The following is a 17,642-nucleotide window of genomic DNA, read 5'->3' on the forward strand; positions in this document are numbered from 1 at the left end:
GCCTATAACTCCAGGCGAAGAACGCTGCACTGCCCTGCGCAGGCGCTCACTTCGGCTGAACCGTGGATGGGGAACCATGAACACTTCTATCAGTACCGCCTACAACTACAAGGTGGTCCGCCAATTCGCCATTATGACGGTGGTGTGGGGCATCGTCGGCATGGGGCTCGGGGTTTTTCTCGCGGCTCAATTGGTCTGGCCACAACTCAATTTCGATTTGCCCTGGACCAGCTTCGGCCGCCTGCGCCCGCTGCACACCAACGCGGTGATCTTCGCCTTTGGCGGCTGCGCCTTGTTCGCCAGTTCGTTCTATTCGGTGCAACGCACCTGCCAGACGCAATTGTTCGCCCCGAAAATCGCCGCGTTCTGCTTCTGGGGCTGGCAACTGGTGATCGTGCTGGCGGCCATCAGCCTGCCACTGGGCTACACCAGTTCCAAGGAATACGCCGAGCTGGAATGGCCGATCGACATCCTGATCACCATCGTCTGGGTCGCCTACGCCATCGTGTTCTTCGGCACCGTGGCCAAGCGCAACACCAAGCACATCTATGTCGGTAACTGGTTCTTCGGCGGGTTCATCCTCACCGTGGCGATCCTGCACATCGTCAACAACCTGGAACTGCCGGTGAGCTTCACCAAGTCCTACTCGGTGTATGCCGGGGCCACCGATGCGATGGTGCAATGGTGGTACGGGCACAACGCCGTGGGCTTTTTCCTCACCGCAGGCTTCCTGGGGATGATGTACTACTTCGTGCCCAAGCAGGCTGAGCGTCCGGTGTATTCCTATCGCCTGTCCATCGTCCACTTCTGGGCCCTGATCACCCTGTACATCTGGGCTGGCCCGCATCACCTGCACTACACCGCGCTGCCGGACTGGGCACAGTCGCTGGGCATGGTGATGTCGCTGATCCTGCTGGCGCCCAGCTGGGGCGGCATGATCAACGGCATGATGACCCTCTCGGGCGCCTGGCATAAGTTGCGCAGCGACCCGATCCTGCGGTTCCTGGTGGTATCCCTGGCGTTCTACGGCATGTCGACCTTCGAGGGCCCGATGATGGCCATCAAGACCGTCAACGCCCTCTCCCACTACACCGACTGGACCATCGGCCACGTGCATGCCGGCGCCCTCGGCTGGGTGGCGATGATTTCCATCGGTGCGCTGTATCACATGATCCCGAAAGTCTTTGGCCGGCCACAGATGCACAGCATCGGCCTGATCAACGCGCACTTCTGGCTCGCGACCATCGGCACCGTGCTGTACATCGCCTCGATGTGGGTCAACGGCATCGCCCAAGGCCTGATGTGGCGCGCAGTGAACGAGGACGGCACGCTCACCTACTCCTTCGTCGAAACACTGGTGGCCAGCCACCCGGGCTTCGTCGTACGGCTGGTGGGCGGAGCGATTTTCCTCAGCGGCATGCTGCTGATGGCCTACAACACCTGGCGCACCGTGCGGGCCTACCAACCCGCCGAAGCCGCCGCTGCCGCGCAGATGGCCTGAGGAGTCCGCCATGAAACACGAAACCATCGAAAAAAACGTCGGCCTGCTGATGCTGCTGATGGTCCTGGCCGTGAGCATTGGTGGCCTGACCCAGATCGTGCCGCTGTTCTTCCAGGACGTGACCAATAAACCGGTGGACGGCATGAAGCCCTACACCGCCCTGCAACTGGAAGGCCGCGACATCTACATCCGCGAAGGTTGCGTCGGCTGCCACTCGCAGATGATCCGTCCGTTCCGTGCCGAGACCGAGCGCTACGGCCATTACTCGGTCGCTGGTGAAAGCGTCTGGGACCACCCGTTCCTGTGGGGTTCCAAGCGTACCGGGCCGGACCTGGCCCGGGTCGGCGCACGCTACTCCGATGACTGGCACCGCGCGCACCTGTACAACCCGCGCAACGTCGTGCCCGAGTCGAAAATGCCGGCCTACCCGTGGCTGGTCACCCAAGCGGTAGACAGCAGCCACACCGAAGGCAAGCTGCGGGCCATGCGCACCCTGGGCGTGCCGTACACCGACGACGACATCGCCGGCAGCGTGGCCTCGCTCAAGGGCAAGACCGAAATGGATGCGCTGGTGGCCTACCTGCAAGTGCTCGGCACTGCCATCAAGAGCAAGAGGTGAGCCATGGTTCTTGAAATGAGTACCGGAATGATCCGCGGCCTGGGCACCGTCGTGGTGTTCATAGCCTTCATCGGCCTGACCCTGTGGGTGTTCAACAGCAAGCGCAGCCCGGAGTTCGCCGAGGCACGCCTGCTGCCGTTCGCCGACGAACCCGCCGCCGACATCGCCAACCCCCAAGACCCTGCAACAAGGAGTACCCGGCCATGACCACCTTCTGGAGTACGTGGATCTGCGTACTGACCATCGGCAGCCTGATCGGCCTGACCTGGCTGCTGATCGGCACCCGCAAGGGCGAGACCAAGGGCAGCGTCGACCAGACCATGGGCCACAGCTTCGACGGCATCGAGGAATACGACAACCCGCTGCCACAGTGGTGGTTCCTGTTGTTCGCTGGCACCTTGGTGTTTTCCGTCGGTTACCTGGTCCTGTACCCAGGCCTGGGCAACTGGAAAGGCATCCTGCCGGGCTACGAGAATGGTTGGACCGGCGCCCATGAATGGGAAAAGGAAATGGCCAAGGCCGACGCCAAATTCGGGCCGATCTTCGCCAAATTCGCCGCCATGCCGGTGGGGGAAGTGGCCAAGGACCCCCAGGCCCTGAAGATGGGCGGCCGGCTGTTTGCCTCCAATTGCTCGGTCTGCCACGGCTCGGACGCCAAGGGTGCCTTCGGCTTCCCGAACCTGGCCGACAGCAACTGGCGTTGGGGCGGCGCGGCCGACACCATCAAGGCCACCATCCTGGGCGGCCGTATGGCGGCGATGCCGGCCTGGGGCGAAGTGCTGGGAGATGCCGGGGTCAAGAATGTCGCCGCGTATGTGCGCCATGACCTGGCCGGCCTGCCTCTTGCGGCCGACAGCGGTGCCGACCTGCAAGCCGGCCAGCAGACGTTCAACACCACGTGTGCTGCCTGCCATGGCGCCAACGGCCAGGGCACCGAGGCCATGGGCGCGCCGAACCTGACGCAACCGGCCGGCTTCATCTACGGCACCAGCCTTGCACAATTGCAGCAGACCATTCGCCACGGTCGCCAGGGTCACATGCCCGCGCAGAACGAACTGCTGGGTAACGACAAAGTGCAACTGCTGGCCGCCTACGTTTACAGCCTGTCCCACACCGTCAGCGCCGAGCGCCTGCAAGCTGACAGCAAAAGCGAATAAATCCTGACCACACGAACAGCCGCATTCTTCCGGATGCGGCAGTTCCGTGCCCCAGCGCGACGCATTGTCGCACCCTTCCAAGGTCTGCCTTTCGGTTCCCTCCAATCGGGTCTAAGCTAGTTTTGACGTGCACGGGTGATTGCCGGTTTTCAGGTTGACGCGACTCGATGTGTTCGACAATCCGTTCGATAAAAGGCCGCAAATTCAGGTGGATACCCGCTGTTGCGAGATCTGTCCCGCCTGACCCGGACACGGTGTTCGAACACACCCCGTTACAACCGATCCGCCCCCCTCACCTGTTTCATTCGCTGCGACAATTTGTCGGGGGTCAATTTTGACCCTACCCTGCGCATGGAAAGGCCGCAGAATCAGCTTTTGAAAGCATTGACCCAGGTCATGGCGCGTTGCAATGACCCCCCGCTTTCTCCATACTTGCGACCGATTTTTATCCTAATAAAACACCCAAACCGTGGAACCTTAGAATGAGCACAGCAATCAGTCCGACTGCTTATAACTATAAGGTAGTCCGCCAGTTCGCCATCATGACGGTGGTCTGGGGGATCCTTGGCATGGGGCTCGGTGTCTTCATTGCCTCGCAATTGGTCTGGCCGGAGTTGAACTTCGATCTGCCATGGACGACATTTGGACGCCTTCGCCCGTTGCACACCAACCTGGTGATCTTCGCCTTCGGTGGTTGTGCATTGTTTGCCACTTCTTACTACGTCGTGCAGCGAACCTGCCAAACGCGACTGATTTCCGACAGCCTCGCCGCCTTCACCTTCTGGGGTTGGCAAGCGGTGATCGTCGGCGCGATCGTGACCTTGCCACTGGGTTACACCACTACCAAGGAATACGCGGAACTGGAATGGCCCCTGGCTATTCTGCTGGCCATCGTCTGGGTGACCTACGGTCTGGTGTTCTTCGGCACCATCGTCAAGCGCAAGACCAAGCACATTTATGTCGGCAACTGGTTCTACGGCGCCTTCATCGTCGTGACGGCCATGCTGCACATCGTCAACCACGCCTCCCTGCCGGTCAGCTTCTTCAAGTCGTACTCGGCCTACTCGGGCGCGACCGATGCGATGATCCAGTGGTGGTACGGCCACAACGCCGTGGGTTTCTTCCTGACCACCGGTTTCCTGGGGATGATGTACTACTTCGTGCCGAAACAGGCCGAGCGTCCGATCTATTCCTATCGCCTGTCCATCGTCCACTTCTGGGCGCTGATCACCCTCTACATCTGGGCCGGTCCGCACCACTTGCACTACACCGCGCTGCCGGACTGGGCACAATCGCTCGGCATGGCGATGTCGATCATCCTGCTGGCGCCAAGCTGGGGCGGCATGATCAACGGCATGATGACCTTGTCGGGTGCCTGGCATAAATTGCGCACCGATCCGATCCTGCGGTTCCTGGTGGTGTCCCTGGCGTTCTACGGCATGTCGACCTTTGAAGGCCCGATGATGGCCATCAAGACCGTCAACTCCCTGAGCCACTACACCGACTGGACCATCGGCCACGTACACGCCGGCGCCCTCGGCTGGGTAGCGATGATTTCCATCGGCGCCATCTACCACATGATCCCGAAACTGTTCGGGCGTGCCCAGATGCACAGCACCAGCCTGATCAACGCGCATTTCTGGCTCGCGACCATCGGTACCGTGCTGTACATCGCTTCGATGTGGGTCAACGGCATCACCCAGGGCCTGATGTGGCGTGCAATCAACGACGACGGCACCCTGACCTACTCGTTCGTTGAAGCGCTGCAAGCCAGCCACCCTGGCTATATCGTGCGTGCCCTGGGCGGCGCGTTCTTCGCCAGCGGCATGCTGTTCATGGCCTACAACGTGTACCGCACCGTTCGTGCCTCTGACCCGGCTGAAGCTGAAGCCGCCGCCAAGATCGCCGTAGTTGGAGCTCACTGATGAAGCACGAAGCAGTAGAGAAGAATATCGGCCTGCTGGCCTTCTTCATGGTCATTGCCGTGAGCATCGGCGGCCTGACCCAGATCGTTCCGCTGTTTTTCCAAGACGTGACCAACAAGCCGGTCGAAGGCATGAAGCCGCGTACCGCCCTTGAACTGGAAGGCCGCGACATCTACATCGCCAACGGTTGTGTCGGCTGCCACTCGCAGATGATCCGTCCGTTCCGTGCCGAGACCGAACGCTACGGCCACTACTCGGTCGCCGGTGAAAGCGTCTGGGACCACCCGTTCCTGTGGGGCTCCAAGCGTACCGGCCCGGACCTGGCCCGTGTTGGCGCTCGCTACTCCGACGATTGGCACCGTGCGCACCTGTATAACCCGCGCAACGTGGTGCCCGAGTCGAAGATGCCGGCCTACCCGTTCCTCGTGGAAAACAAGCTCGACGGCAAAGACACCGCCAAGAAAATGGAAGTCCTGCGCACCCTGGGCGTGCCTTACACCGACGAAGACATCGCCGGTGCCAAGGATGCCGTGAAGGGCAAGACTGAAATGGACGCGCTGGTGGCCTATCTGCAAGGCCTGGGCACCATCATCAAAAGCAAACGGTGATTGTTAATGGATATCGGGATGATTCGAGGCCTGGGCACCGTCGTTGTGATGGTGGCCTTCATCGGCCTGGCCCTGTGGGTGTTCAGCCCCAAGCGCAAGTCGGAGTTTGACGACGCGACCCTGCTGCCGTTCGCGGATGATCCCGAAGCCATCAAGCACGTCGAGCAAGCTTCTAGGAGTAACAAAGAATGACTACGTTCTGGAGTCTGTACGTCACAGTCCTCAGTCTGGGTACGATCTTCGCCCTGACCTGGCTGCTGCTGTCGACCCGCAAGGGCCAGCGCGCCGAACAAACGGACGAGACCGTTGGCCACTCGTTCGATGGCATCGAGGAGTACGACAACCCTCTGCCGAAATGGTGGTTCATGCTGTTCGTGGGCACTATCGTGTTCGCCCTCGGCTACCTGGCGCTCTACCCCGGCCTGGGCAACTGGAAAGGCCTGCTGCCAGGTTATAACTACCTGGACACGGAAAAGCAGACCGCCTTCGCCAACGGCCAGACCGGCTGGACAGGCGTTCATGAGTGGGAAAAGGAAATGGCTCGCTCGGACGCCAAGTTCGGTCCGATCTTCGCCAAGTTCGCCTCCATGCCGATCGAGGAAGTCGCCAAGGACCCGCAAGCCTTGAAGATGGGGGGCCGCCTGTTTGCCTCCAACTGCTCGGTCTGCCACGGTTCCGACGCCAAGGGCGCCTACGGTTTCCCTAACCTGACCGACGCCGATTGGCGTTGGGGCGGCGAACCGGAAACCATCAAGACCACCATCATGGGCGGTCGTCACGCAGTGATGCCGGGCTGGGCTGCCGTCGTGGGCGAACAGGGCGTGGCCGACGTGGCTTCCTACCTGGTCACCAGCCTGCACGGTCGCAAGCTGCCGGAAGGCGCCAAGGCCGATCCGGCCAACGGCCAGAAGCTGTTCGCTGCCAACTGCGTGGCCTGCCACGGTCCGGAAGGTAAAGGTACGCCCGCCATGGGCGCACCGAACCTGACGCATCCAGCCGCGTTTATCTACGGCTCGAGCTTCGCCCAACTGCAGCAGACCATCCGCTACGGCCGCCAAGGCCAGATGCCTGCCCAGGCCGATCTGCAGGGCAACGACAAGGTCCACTTGCTGGCCGCCTATGTCTACAGCCTGTCCCACGGCGAAAAGGCTCCTGCGGCTGACGCCCAGTAAAGCCCGCTGCCGATGTACGAAAGGCCCCGTCAACCAACGTTGACGGGGCCTTTTTATTTACCGCAGCGATATGCTCAGATTGTTTATCTTGCCCGCAAGCAGCGGCGGTAGTAACGTTCCTACATTAAAGTTTCTTGAGGACGCCGCCATGTCCATCACCACGATTTCCAGCCGCGAATTCAACCACGACACAAGTGGTGCCAAAAAAGCCAGTCGCGAGGGGCCGGTCATCATCACCGACCGTGGCAAGCCGGCTCATGTACTGCTAAGCATTGAGGAGTACCAAAAACTGACCGGCCTTGGCAGCAGCATCGTCGAGTTGCTGGTCATGCCCGATACGCCGGATATCGATTTCGACACCGAGCGTGCCGTCATCACGCCTCGACCGGTGGACCTGTCCTGATGTACCTGCTCGATACCCAAGTCATTTCAGAATTACGCAAGCCTCAAGCCGATAAAAACGTACAGGCCTGGGCGCGTAGCGTCCCCGCCCCCAGCCTCTACGTCTCGGCCATTACCGTATTGGAACTGGAAACCGGCGTATTGCGCTTCGAACGCAAGGACCCGGAGCAAGGGAGCCGCTTGCGCGCATGGCTGGATAATCATGTCATGCCCGCATTTGCTGGAAGAATCCTGGCGGTCGACCGCGCCGTCGCGCTACGCTGCGCTCGCCTGCACGGTCCGGATCGCAGCAATGAATGCGATGCAATGATTGCCGCCATCGCGCTGGTCCACGGGCTGACTGTCGTCACTCGCAACGCCGCAGATTTCCAAAGCAGCGGCGTGGCGTTGCTTAATCCGTGGTCGCACTGATACGCCCCTGCAACAGCCCCTCAATAAAATCGCCAAGGAGACAGGCGCAATGGAAGGCATCGAAGTACTCAAGCGCACAGCCCATATGAGCGTCGAGCATGTCTGACGCGCTCTGGGCGGCCCGCCTGGGCGATGCACTCAACCACACTTCAATGATGGCCGACATCCTCGGCGGCGTGCTGGAGGTGGCGGCGAATATCGCCATCACAGCCCTGGCCACCGCCGCCGTCGTGGCGGCCACCGGCATCACCGTCGTCACAGGCGGCCTGGGCTGCTTCGTCCTTGGCCTGGTGGTCGGCACCATCGTTGGCCTGGCCATGAGCAAGACCGGGGCCGACAAGGGCTTGAGCAATATATGCGAGGGCATCGGCAACGCCCTCTTTCCGCCCACGGTGCAGGCGAACATTCTCACCGGCTCCACCGACACCCTGACCAACAACATCCCCGCCGCCCGCGCTGCCGGAGCGATCGAGTCCCATGTCGCGCCAGCCGGCACCGAGTTGGAAGCTCCCGAGGCGCAAGCCGAACCCAGCTACCTGGACATGGCCGGCAATTTTTTCTCGCAGATGTGGCGCCCCACCGTCGCCACGCCTGCGCCAGGGGCCGTGCCCAAGCCGCAAGACCTGGTCATCTGCATGAAGCACCCGCCGATGCCGCCGCAGTTCATGGCCGAGGGCTCCGACAAGGTCACTATCAATGGCCAGCCTGCCGTGCGCAGTGGCGACCGCAGCACTTGCGATGCGACGGTGGTGTCATCGGGCTTGATCTCTTCGAATGTGACCATTGGCGGCGGTTCGGTGGTGGTGCGTGAAATCCGCAGCGGCAAGACCCCGGGCGTCGGCCTGGCGGTCACGGCGCTGCTGATGCTCAAGGGCGGCAAGGGCAAATTCTTCAGCAAACTGCCCTGCATGCTGGTGGGCGGCGCGGTATCCATGGCCGCCAGCAGCGCCGCGAACGCGGCGGCCAATGCGGCGCTGGGTTCGTCGAACCCGGTCCACGCGGCCACCGGAGCCAAGGTGCTGGGCGGCAACGAAGAGCTGGATTTCGTATTGCCCGGTCTCCTGCCCATCGACTGGCAACGCGTCTACAACAGCCGCGACGAGCGCCGCGACAGTTTGTTCGGTAATGGCTGGAGTGTGTCCTACGAAGTGCAGGTGGAAATCGTCCCTCACCCGGACGGCGGCGAAACCCTGGTCTACACCGACGAACAGGGCCGCCCCATCGACATGGGTTCGATCCCCTTGGGTGGCGCGGTGTTCAGTGCGGGCGAAGGCCTGGCCGTGCGCCGCCACGTCAATGGCCAGTTGCTGATCGAAAGCGACAATGGCCTGTATCGCTTGTTCGAGCCCACGCCGGCCAACCCATCGCGGCTGCGCCTGAACCAATTCGGCGACCGCAACGACAACCGTATTTATCTCGACTACGACGACGCCGGACGCCTGGTGCGGCTGCGTGACACCTTCGACCTCGTGCAAATCGACCTGATCCGCGAAGGCCAGCACGTCAGCCAGATCGAACGCCTCTACCCGGACCAACAGCGCGAGGTGCTGGTCAGCTACGCCTACGACGCCGCCGGCAACCTGGCCGAAGTGCGCGATGCCACCGGCCAGGTGCAGCGGCGCTTCAGCTACGATGCCGGCCGGCGCCTGGTGGAACATCAGTTGCCCACCGGCCTGCACTGCTTCTACGACTGGGCCCTGATCGAGGACCAGGAATGGCGTGTGGTCCGTCACTGGACCGACGAAGGCGATGCCTACCAGTTCGACTATGACCTCAAGGCGGGCACCACGCGCATCACCGACAGCCTCCAGCGGGTCAGCATGCGGCAGTGGAACAGCCAGCACCAGATCACTCGATTCAGCGATAACCTCGGCCAGACCTGGCTGTTCGAATGGAACGACGAGCGCCAGTTGCTCAACGCCACCGACCCACAGGGCGGGTGCTACGCGTACAGCTACGACGAAGCCGGCAACCTGATCAGCGAAACCGACCCGCTGGGTCGCAGTGAGTCCACCCTCTGGCTTGAGCACTGGGCCCTGCCATTGGTGGACACCAATGCCGCCGGCCATAGCTGGCGGTACCGTTATGACCCGCGTGGCAACTGCATCGCCGAGACCGATCCGTTGGGCCACGTCACTCGCTACCGCTACGACGCCCACGGCCAGATTATCGAAGTCATCGACGCCACCGGCAAAAGCAAAAAGCTGCGCTGGAACCCGTTCGGGCAATTGGTGGAGCACGTCGACTGCTCGGGTTACCCGACGCGGTTCAGCTACGACTCGCGTGGCTACTTGCAGACCATCACCGACGCCCTCGGCGAACGCACGCAATTCAGTTACGACGCCCAAGGCCGACTGCTCAGCAGCCAATTGCCGGACGGCCGCACCGAGCATTACCAGCGCGACATCGCGGGTCAGTTGACCGGCTATACCGACCCGGCCGGACATACCACCCTTTACCAGCACAACCGCCGCGGCCAGATCCGCCAACGCACCGACGCCCAAGGCCGGCAGGTACAGTTCGGGTATGACAGCTTCGGGCGGCTGCAAGCGCTGATCAACGAGAATGGCGAGAGCTATCGATTTGCCTGGGATGCCGGGAACCGGCTGATTGAGCAACAGGACCTGGACGGCAGCGCCAAACGCTACCGCTACGACGTGCTCGATAATGTCGCGGCGGTGACGGCCCTTCCGGCACCTTACGGCAATGGCCTGGCCGTGGTGCCCGAAACCCCACCGGCGCCTATCGTTCATCGCCTGGAACGCGACGCCGTGGGCCGGCTGATTGCCAAAGTCACCGACGATGGCCGCACCGAGTACACCTACAACGCACTGGACCAGCTCACGGCGATCACCTTCACCGACCTGCAAGGCAACACCCAGACCCTGGGCTTCACCTACGACGCGACCGGCCAGTTGCTGGAAGAACTCAGCGCCGCCGGCAGCCTGCAACACCACTACGACGAACTCGGCAACCTGATCCAGACCCAACTGCCCGATGGCCGCTGGGTCAACCGCCTGTACTACGGCAGCGGCCACCTGCACCAGATCAACCTCGACGGCCAGGTCATCAGTGACTTCGAACGCGACCGCCTGCACCGCGAAGTGCTGCGCACCCAAGGGCAGATCAGCACCCGCAGCGAATACGACCGCAGCGGTCGCCTGCGCGCTCGCCAACGTCGCCACGGCAGCCAACCTTCGCTGCTGCCGGCGGCGGTGCAAAAACACTTCGAATATGACCCCGCCGACCACCTGATCGGCAAACTTGACCAGCAACCCGCCGCGCAACACCGGCAGCTGCTGCATTACGACACCACCGGCCGCATCATCGCCAGCCAGGACAGCCTGCACGGTCAGCGCGAAACCTTCGCCTACGACGCCGCCGCCAACCTGCTCGACGGCCCATCCCCCGGCGCCGGGCTGGTGGTGCACAACAAACTGCTGACCTATCAGGACAAGCGCTACCGCTATGACGCCTTTGGCCGGATGATCGAGAAACGCAGCGCTGCCCGCGGCCTGCAACGCTTCGCCTATGACGCCCAGAGCCGCTTGATTGAAGTGCGCAATGACAACGGCAGCGTGGTCCGCATGACCTACGACCCGTTGGGCCGGCGCATCGAAAAAACCGAACACGACAGCCACGGCTACCCGCTGGGTGAAACCCGCTTCATCTGGGACGGCATGCGCTTATTGCAGGAAAGCCGGTACAACCAGACCAGCCTTTATCTTTATGCGGATAACACCTACGACCCGCTTGCACGGATCGATGGATACGGAGCGCACCAGACCGTCCGTTATTACCACAACGACCTGAACGGTTTGCCAGAACAACTCACCGAGGCCGACGGACGTAGCGTCTGGCAAGCTCGCTATGAGGTGTGGGGTAACCCCCTTCAGGAAATTCGCGAGCCCTACTTCCTCGAAGAGCAAAACCTGAGGTTCCAGGGACAGTACCTCGATCGAGAAATCGGCCTGCATTACAACGTTTTGAGGTTTTACGATCCCGACGTGGGTCGCTTCACCACGCCCGACCCGATCGGTTTGGCGGGAGGCCTCAATTTCTACGCCTATGCACCCAACCCGATTGGCTACGCGGACCCCCTGGGCCTTGCGGTCGACCCCCTGATAAAACTGAAAGACCGCGGCTATACAGGCGTTACGAAAACCCCTGGTGGAGGTCTCGACTATTCTGAAAGCAATGCGCTCTACAACAAAAAACCTGGCGTAAACCCGATCGTCAGAATTGAATACACCGGGGACTACGCCAAAGACTTCGAGGCCGCGAACAAAGCGGCCAAGTTGAGCCAGAAAACCACACCGGCCGGCCATGTATGGCACCATCTGGACGATTACGATCCCAAGACCAACACCGGCACCATGCAGCTCATCAAGCAAAGCGCCCACAACGGCATCGGCCATAGCGGGGGCGTTGCTCAATACAAAGCGGCTACAGGCAAGGCCTATACCCACCCCGCTCGTTTCAAGAGCAGAACAACAGGAGCCTCCAAATGCGGTTGACCCTCGAAGAATCCGAACAGGCCCTCTCCGTGCAGGAGCTGAATGAGTTCCAAGAGAAATTCAATGTGCAATTACCGACAGCCTTCAGGGAGTTTTATCTAAAGCACAACGGCGGCGATTTGTCTGAGCGTTGTAGCGAGAACGAGTTTTTGCTGGGCGGATTCACACCGATCAAATACGGCAATGCGCCTATCGAAGTTGTCTATCGCGACCTGGTTGACGATATTCCATCGTTGAAAGGAATGATCCCTTTTGCATACGACCAGGGCGGTAATTCATTTCTGCTCTCGCTCAAAGAAGATGACTTTGAAAACATCTACCTGTATTTGATGGACGAAGAAGATTTGGCGTTCGTATGCGAATCATTTGAAGAATTCCTCGCTGAACTCACAAGCCAGTAGCAACTGGGTCCGCGCATTCGATGTGGCACTGGCGAGCAAAGCGCTGAGTTCGGGCAACAATTGGCCAGGGCAAATCAAGCCTCAACGCCAACCCAAAGGGCTCGCCGAATCAGTCAGCAGGCCCTTGGGTTTTTCCCTGCGACGTGGAATGGCTATAGTCAATTGATCTGGGTCAAGACTTGTTACATCCGCTACACCATTCTACGCAGAGCCCCAACGCGACCAAAGGTCGCACCCTTGAGCCAGAGCGACAGGCGTATCATTGCGCCACTGCAACACCCCCCTGTGACCCTGGTCGGCACGTACTGGCCTCGGCACTTTCCACTGCCGTGGGATGCAATTGATGAGCAACCAGATTCCGGTACATGACGTTACCCCGCCTGCCAAGGACGCGAATAAAAGCGTCGACCTCTATGCCTCTCGGGAAAAAATCTACACCCGTGCCTTCACTGGCCTGTTTCGCAATCTGCGAATGGTCGGTGGAGCGGCGTTGTTCCTGCTGTACTTCGGTACGGTCTGGTTGAACTGGGGCGGTCATCAGGCCGTCTGGTGGAACCTGCCGGAACGCAAATTCTTTATTTTCGGTGCAACTTTCTGGCCCCAGGATTTCATCCTGCTGTCCGGGCTGCTGATCATTGCCGCCTTCGGCCTGTTTTTCATTACCGTCTATGCCGGACGAGTCTGGTGTGGCTACACCTGCCCGCAAAGCGTATGGACGTGGATTTTCATGTGGTGCGAAAAAGTCACCGAAGGCGACCGTAACCAGCGCATCAAGCTCGACAAGGCGCCCATGGGGGCCAACAAGTTCCTGCGCAAAACCGCCAAGCACAGCCTGTGGTTGCTGATCGGTTTTGTTACCGGCATGACCTTTGTCGGCTACTTCACACCGATCCGAGAACTGGTGTTCGAATTCTTCACCGGCCAGGCCGATGGCTGGTCATATTTCTGGGTCGGCTTCTTCACCCTCGCCACTTATGGCAACGCCGGCTGGCTGCGTGAACAGGTGTGCATCTATATGTGCCCTTATGCCCGCTTCCAGAGCGTCATGTTCGACAAAGACACCCTGATCGTTTCCTACGACCCGCGTCGTGGCGAAAGCCGTGGCCCGCGCAAGAAAGGTGTTGATTACAAGGCCCTGGGGCTGGGGGATTGCATCGATTGCACCATGTGCGTCCAGGTTTGCCCCACCGGCATCGACATACGCGACGGCCTGCAGATCGAGTGCATCGGTTGTGCGGCGTGCATCGACGCCTGCGACAACATCATGGACAAGATGGATTACCCGCGCGGCCTGATCAGCTACACCACTGAACACAACCTGTCGGGCCAGAAAACCCACAAGCTGCGCCCGCGCCTGATCGGCTATGCCCTGGTGCTGCTGGCGATGATCAGCCTGCTGGTAACGGCGTTCTTCATGCGTTCGCTGGTGGGTTTCGATGTCAGCAAGGACCGCGTGCTGTACCGTGAAAACGCCGAAGGCCGGATCGAGAACGTCTACAGCCTGAAGATCATGAACAAGGACCAGCGCGACCATACGTATGTGCTGGAGGCCGCCGGCCTGCCTGATCTCAAGCTGCAAGGCCGAAGGGAAATCAAAGTCGCGGCCGGCGAGATTTTCAGCCAGCCGGTGGAATTGTCCAGCGCACCGGAGCAACTGCCATCGAGCACCAACGAGGTGATCTTCATCCTCAAGGACGCCGATGACGAAAGCGTACATATCGAAGCCAAGAGCCGGTTCATCGGCCCACAAACTCGTTGAGAGAACTGAACATGCCTGCAGCAACCGCCACCAGCCCTTGGTACAAGCACCTCTGGCCGTGGATCATCATCGCGATCCTGACCTGTTCGGTGACCCTGAGCCTGACGATGGTGACCATTGCGGTCAAGAATCCGGACAACCTGGTCAATGACAACTATTACGAAGCCGGCAAGGGCATCAATCGCTCGCTGGAGCGCGAACTGCTGGCCCAGACCCTGCAATTGCATGCCAACGTAAAGCTCGATGACGTCACCGGCGAAGTGAACCTGCGCCTGAGCGGCAACAGCCGTCCCCAGACCCTGGAACTGAGCCTGGTCTCCCCGACGCAGCCGGAGAAGGACCGCAAGGTCGTCCTCACCCGTAACGACAGCGAGCCGGGACGTTATATCGGCCAGTTGACCGACCGGATCGAAGGTCGGCGCTTTGTCGAGTTGCTGGGCGTGGAAAGCGACAAGACCTGGCGTCTGTTCGAAGAAGAGCAGATCAATCGCGACCAGGACATCCTGCTGGGCGACGAACCGCTGCAAGGCGCCGAAGACCTGAAGAAGTAAACGGGCTTCCTGTGGCGAGGGAGCTTGCTCCCGCTGGGCCGCGAAACGCCCCCCCGCTGTTCGGACTACTGGTTCTCCTCAGGCATACTGAGCGCTCAATTTACGACGGCTTCGCCGCCGAGCGGGAGCAAGCTCCCTCGCCACAAAGGCTTTCATGCGACAACCATGACCACTCCACAGCCCTGCTACCACTGCGCCCTGCCCGTTCCTCCCGGCAGTCGCTTCACCGCCGTTGTCCTCGGTGAAACCCGCGAGCTGTGCTGCCCGGGCTGCCAGGCCGTGGCCGAAGCCATTGTCGCCGGGGGCCTGGAAAGTTATTACCTGCATCGCAGCGAAGCCTCGGCCAACCCCGAAACCCTGCCCGTCCAACTGACCGATGAGCTGGCGCTGTACGATCGTCCTGATGTACAGCAGTCGTTCGTGCGCCATGAAGGCGAGCTGGCCGAAACTACCCTGTTGATGGAAGGCATCAGCTGCGCCGCCTGTGGCTGGTTGATCGAAAAACAATTGCGCAGCCTGCCAGCCGTGGCCGAGGCGCGGTTGAACCTGTCCAATCATCGCTTGCATGTACGTTGGGCCGATGCGCAATTGCCGCTGAGCACGCTGCTCGCCGAACTGCGCCAGATCGGCTACGTCGCCCACCCGTACCAGGCCGACCTGGCCTGCGAACAGCTCGCCGCGCAGAATCGCCTGGCTCTGCGCCAGTTGGGCGTGGCCGGGCTGCTGTGGTTCCAGGCCATGATGGCGACCATGGCCACCTGGCCCGAGTTCAACATCGACCTGAGCCCGGAGATGCACACCATCCTGCGCTGGGTCGCGCTGTTCCTGACCACGCCCATCGTGTTCTATAGCTGCGCGCCATTCTTCAAGGGTGCGATGCGTGACTTGCGCACCCGTCACCTGACCATGGACGTTTCGGTGTCCCTGGCCATCGGCAGCGCTTATGTCGCCGGGATCTGGACCTCGATCACCGGGGTGGGCGAGTTGTATTTCGATGCGGTGGGCATGTTCGCCCTGTTCCTGCTGGCCGGCCGCTATCTGGAACGCCGGGCCCGGGAGCGCACCGCTGCGGCTACCGCGCAATTGGTCAACCTGTTGCCGGCCTCGTGCCTGCGCCTGGAAGATAACGGCCAGAGTGAACGCATCCTGCTCAGCGAGCTGCGCACCGGCGACCGGGTGTTGGTACATCCGGGCGCGGTCCTGCCGGCCGACGGCAGAATCCTCGACGGCCAATCCAGCATCGACGAATCACTGCTGACCGGCGAATACCTGCCACAGCCTCGCCAGATCGGCGATGCGGTCACGGCGGGCACGCTGAACGTCGAAGGTGCCTTGACGGTGGAGGTGCTCGCCCTTGGGCAGGACACGCGCTTGTCAGCCATCGTGCGGCTGCTGGACCGGGCCCAGGCCGAGAAACCGCGGCTGGCCGAAGTCGCCGATCGTGCCGCCCAATGGTTCCTGTTGCTCTCCTTGATTGCCGCCGCCGCCATCGGCCTGCTGTGGTGGCAGCTGGATGCCTCTCGCGCCTTCTGGATTGTGTTGGCGATGCTGGTCGCCACCTGCCCTTGCGCCCTATCGCTGGCCACGCCAACCGCCCTCACCGCCGCCACCGGCACCCTGCACAAACTTGGCCTGCTGCTGACCCGCGGTCATGTGTTGGAGGGCCTGAACCAGATCGACACCGTCATTTTCGACAAGACCGGCACCCTCACCGAAGGTCGCCTGGCGTTGCGAGCCATTCGACCGCTGACGGCCCTGGACAGCGATCAGTGCCTCGGACTCGCCGCAGCCCTGGAGAACCGCTCGGAACATCCCATCGCTCGCGCCTTCGGTCGTGCGCCGTTGGCGGCGGAGCAGGTGCAGAGTACGCCGGGGCTGGGACTGGAAGGCCTGGTAGGCGAACAACGGCTGCGTATCGGTCACCCCGGTTTTGTCTGCAACCTGAGTGGCGCCCCCGTACTGCAGATGCCGGACGAACCCGGTCAGTGGCTGCTGCTGGGCGATGAGATCGGGCCGCTGGCCTGGTTCGTCCTCGACGATCGCTTGCGCGCCGATGCGCCTGCCTTGCTGGCCGCTTGCAAGGCGCGGGGCTGGCGGACGTTGCTGCTGTCGGGTGACAGCTCGCCGATGGTGGCCAGTGTCGCCGCCGATCTGGGCATCGACGAAGCCCGGGGCGGTCTGCGTCCAGACGACAAACTGGCCGTGTTGCAGCAGTTGCACCAGCAAGGCCGCAAGGTGTTAATGCTCGGCGACGGCGTGAACGACGTGCCGGTGCTGGCGGCCGCGGACATCAGCGTCGCGATGGGCTCGGCCACCGACCTGGCCAAGACCAGTGCCGATGCGGTGTTGTTGTCCAACCGCCTCGACGCATTGATCCATGCCTTCAGCCTGGCCCGGCGTACTCGTCGAGTGATCATCGAGAACCTCGTCTGGGCGGGGCTGTACAATGGCCTCATGTTGCCGTTCGCCGCCCTCGGCTGGATCACTCCGGTGTGGGCCGCAGTCGGCATGTCCATCAGTTCATTGACCGTGGTGTTGAATGCCCTGAGGCTGACCCGTCAGCCGAAGGCGCAGGTTATCTACGCCACGCCCGATACCCGTCCGCTGCCGGCCTGAGCC

At 61.5% G+C, this 17,642-nt stretch carries 15 protein-coding genes; all 15 read left to right on the forward strand.

Annotated elements, in window-relative coordinates:
- Positions 1–76: 76 nt before the first annotated feature.
- Positions 77–1,501 (forward strand): cytochrome-c oxidase, cbb3-type subunit I, encoded by a 1,425-nt coding sequence (ccoN, locus tag AD663_RS17840; protein WP_003183467.1) that lies wholly within the window; start codon positions 77–79, stop codon positions 1,499–1,501.
- 10 nt (positions 1,502–1,511) lie between these two features.
- Positions 1,512–2,120 (forward strand): cytochrome-c oxidase, cbb3-type subunit II, encoded by a 609-nt coding sequence (ccoO, locus tag AD663_RS17845; protein ID WP_003183469.1) that lies wholly within the window; start codon positions 1,512–1,514, stop codon positions 2,118–2,120.
- A gap of 3 nt (positions 2,121–2,123) precedes the next feature.
- Positions 2,124–2,327, forward strand: coding sequence for a cbb3-type cytochrome c oxidase subunit 3 (locus AD663_RS17850; protein WP_053214269.1), 204 nt, complete (start codon positions 2,124–2,126; stop codon positions 2,325–2,327).
- Positions 2,324–3,277 (forward strand): cytochrome-c oxidase, cbb3-type subunit III, encoded by a 954-nt coding sequence (ccoP, locus tag AD663_RS17855; protein ID WP_003183471.1) that lies wholly within the window; start codon positions 2,324–2,326, stop codon positions 3,275–3,277. The genes AD663_RS17850 and ccoP (AD663_RS17855) overlap by 4 nt, the downstream gene beginning before the upstream one ends.
- Before the next feature lie 482 nt (positions 3,278–3,759).
- The gene (ccoN, locus tag AD663_RS17860) at positions 3,760–5,202 is read left to right on the forward strand and encodes a cytochrome-c oxidase, cbb3-type subunit I (RefSeq protein ID WP_003183472.1); all 1,443 of its coding nucleotides are present in this window, start codon (positions 3,760–3,762) and stop codon (positions 5,200–5,202) included.
- The gene (ccoO, locus tag AD663_RS17865) at positions 5,202–5,810 is read left to right on the forward strand and encodes a cytochrome-c oxidase, cbb3-type subunit II (protein ID WP_003183473.1); all 609 of its coding nucleotides are present in this window, start codon (positions 5,202–5,204) and stop codon (positions 5,808–5,810) included. Before ccoN (AD663_RS17860) ends, ccoO (AD663_RS17865) begins: the two co-directional genes overlap by 1 nt.
- A gap of 6 nt (positions 5,811–5,816) precedes the next feature.
- Complete coding sequence (locus AD663_RS17870) at positions 5,817–6,002, forward strand: CcoQ/FixQ family Cbb3-type cytochrome c oxidase assembly chaperone (protein ID WP_003183474.1); 186 nt, start codon at positions 5,817–5,819, stop codon at positions 6,000–6,002.
- A complete protein-coding gene (gene ccoP, locus AD663_RS17875; RefSeq protein WP_003183475.1) occupies positions 5,999–6,982 on the forward strand; it encodes a cytochrome-c oxidase, cbb3-type subunit III in 984 nt (327 codons plus the stop codon). Before AD663_RS17870 ends, ccoP (AD663_RS17875) begins: the two co-directional genes overlap by 4 nt.
- 148 nt (positions 6,983–7,130) lie before the next feature.
- On the forward strand, positions 7,131–7,385 hold the full coding sequence (locus AD663_RS17880; RefSeq protein WP_003183476.1) for a type II toxin-antitoxin system Phd/YefM family antitoxin: 255 nt from the start codon (positions 7,131–7,133) through the stop codon (positions 7,383–7,385).
- On the forward strand, positions 7,385–7,795 hold the full coding sequence (locus tag AD663_RS17885) for a type II toxin-antitoxin system VapC family toxin (RefSeq protein WP_053214270.1): 411 nt from the start codon (positions 7,385–7,387) through the stop codon (positions 7,793–7,795). Before AD663_RS17880 ends, AD663_RS17885 begins: the two co-directional genes overlap by 1 nt.
- A 98-nt stretch (positions 7,796–7,893) precedes the next feature.
- A complete protein-coding gene (locus AD663_RS17890; protein ID WP_053214271.1) occupies positions 7,894–12,312 on the forward strand; it encodes an RHS repeat-associated core domain-containing protein in 4,419 nt (1,472 codons plus the stop codon).
- A complete protein-coding gene (locus tag AD663_RS17895; protein WP_003183481.1) occupies positions 12,303–12,713 on the forward strand; it encodes an SMI1/KNR4 family protein in 411 nt (136 codons plus the stop codon). The genes AD663_RS17890 and AD663_RS17895 overlap by 10 nt, the downstream gene beginning before the upstream one ends.
- A 343-nt stretch (positions 12,714–13,056) precedes the next feature.
- The gene (ccoG, locus tag AD663_RS17900; protein ID WP_003183484.1) at positions 13,057–14,472 is read left to right on the forward strand and encodes a cytochrome c oxidase accessory protein CcoG; all 1,416 of its coding nucleotides are present in this window, start codon (positions 13,057–13,059) and stop codon (positions 14,470–14,472) included.
- Positions 14,473–14,483: 11 nt separating this feature from the next.
- Complete coding sequence (locus AD663_RS17905; protein ID WP_003183492.1) at positions 14,484–15,023, forward strand: FixH family protein; 540 nt, start codon at positions 14,484–14,486, stop codon at positions 15,021–15,023.
- 165 nt (positions 15,024–15,188) lie between these two features.
- Positions 15,189–17,639, forward strand: coding sequence for a heavy metal translocating P-type ATPase (locus AD663_RS17910; RefSeq protein ID WP_003183493.1), 2,451 nt, complete (start codon positions 15,189–15,191; stop codon positions 17,637–17,639).
- Positions 17,640–17,642: the final 3 nt, after the last annotated feature.

The sequence above is a fragment of the Pseudomonas sp. Q12-87 genome, assembly GCF_001269755.1.
Lineage (GTDB): Bacteria > Pseudomonadota > Gammaproteobacteria > Pseudomonadales > Pseudomonadaceae > Aquipseudomonas > Aquipseudomonas fluorescens_S.

Coding starts and splice junctions, on each gene's coding strand:
- ccoN (WP_003183467.1), top strand. CDS start 77: ATGAACACTTCTATCAGTACCGCCTACAACTACAAGGTGGTCCGCCAA.
- ccoO (WP_003183469.1), top strand. CDS start 1,512: ATGAAACACGAAACCATCGAAAAAAACGTCGGCCTGCTGATGCTGCTG.
- AD663_RS17850 (WP_053214269.1), top strand. CDS start 2,124: ATGGTTCTTGAAATGAGTACCGGAATGATCCGCGGCCTGGGCACCGTC.
- ccoP (WP_003183471.1), top strand. CDS start 2,324: ATGACCACCTTCTGGAGTACGTGGATCTGCGTACTGACCATCGGCAGC.
- ccoN (WP_003183472.1), top strand. CDS start 3,760: ATGAGCACAGCAATCAGTCCGACTGCTTATAACTATAAGGTAGTCCGC.
- ccoO (WP_003183473.1), top strand. CDS start 5,202: ATGAAGCACGAAGCAGTAGAGAAGAATATCGGCCTGCTGGCCTTCTTC.
- AD663_RS17870 (WP_003183474.1), top strand. CDS start 5,817: ATGGATATCGGGATGATTCGAGGCCTGGGCACCGTCGTTGTGATGGTG.
- ccoP (WP_003183475.1), top strand. CDS start 5,999: ATGACTACGTTCTGGAGTCTGTACGTCACAGTCCTCAGTCTGGGTACG.
- AD663_RS17880 (WP_003183476.1), top strand. CDS start 7,131: ATGTCCATCACCACGATTTCCAGCCGCGAATTCAACCACGACACAAGT.
- AD663_RS17885 (WP_053214270.1), top strand. CDS start 7,385: ATGTACCTGCTCGATACCCAAGTCATTTCAGAATTACGCAAGCCTCAA.
- AD663_RS17890 (WP_053214271.1), top strand. CDS start 7,894: ATGTCTGACGCGCTCTGGGCGGCCCGCCTGGGCGATGCACTCAACCAC.
- AD663_RS17895 (WP_003183481.1), top strand. CDS start 12,303: ATGCGGTTGACCCTCGAAGAATCCGAACAGGCCCTCTCCGTGCAGGAG.
- ccoG (WP_003183484.1), top strand. CDS start 13,057: ATGAGCAACCAGATTCCGGTACATGACGTTACCCCGCCTGCCAAGGAC.
- AD663_RS17905 (WP_003183492.1), top strand. CDS start 14,484: ATGCCTGCAGCAACCGCCACCAGCCCTTGGTACAAGCACCTCTGGCCG.
- AD663_RS17910 (WP_003183493.1), top strand. CDS start 15,189: ATGACCACTCCACAGCCCTGCTACCACTGCGCCCTGCCCGTTCCTCCC.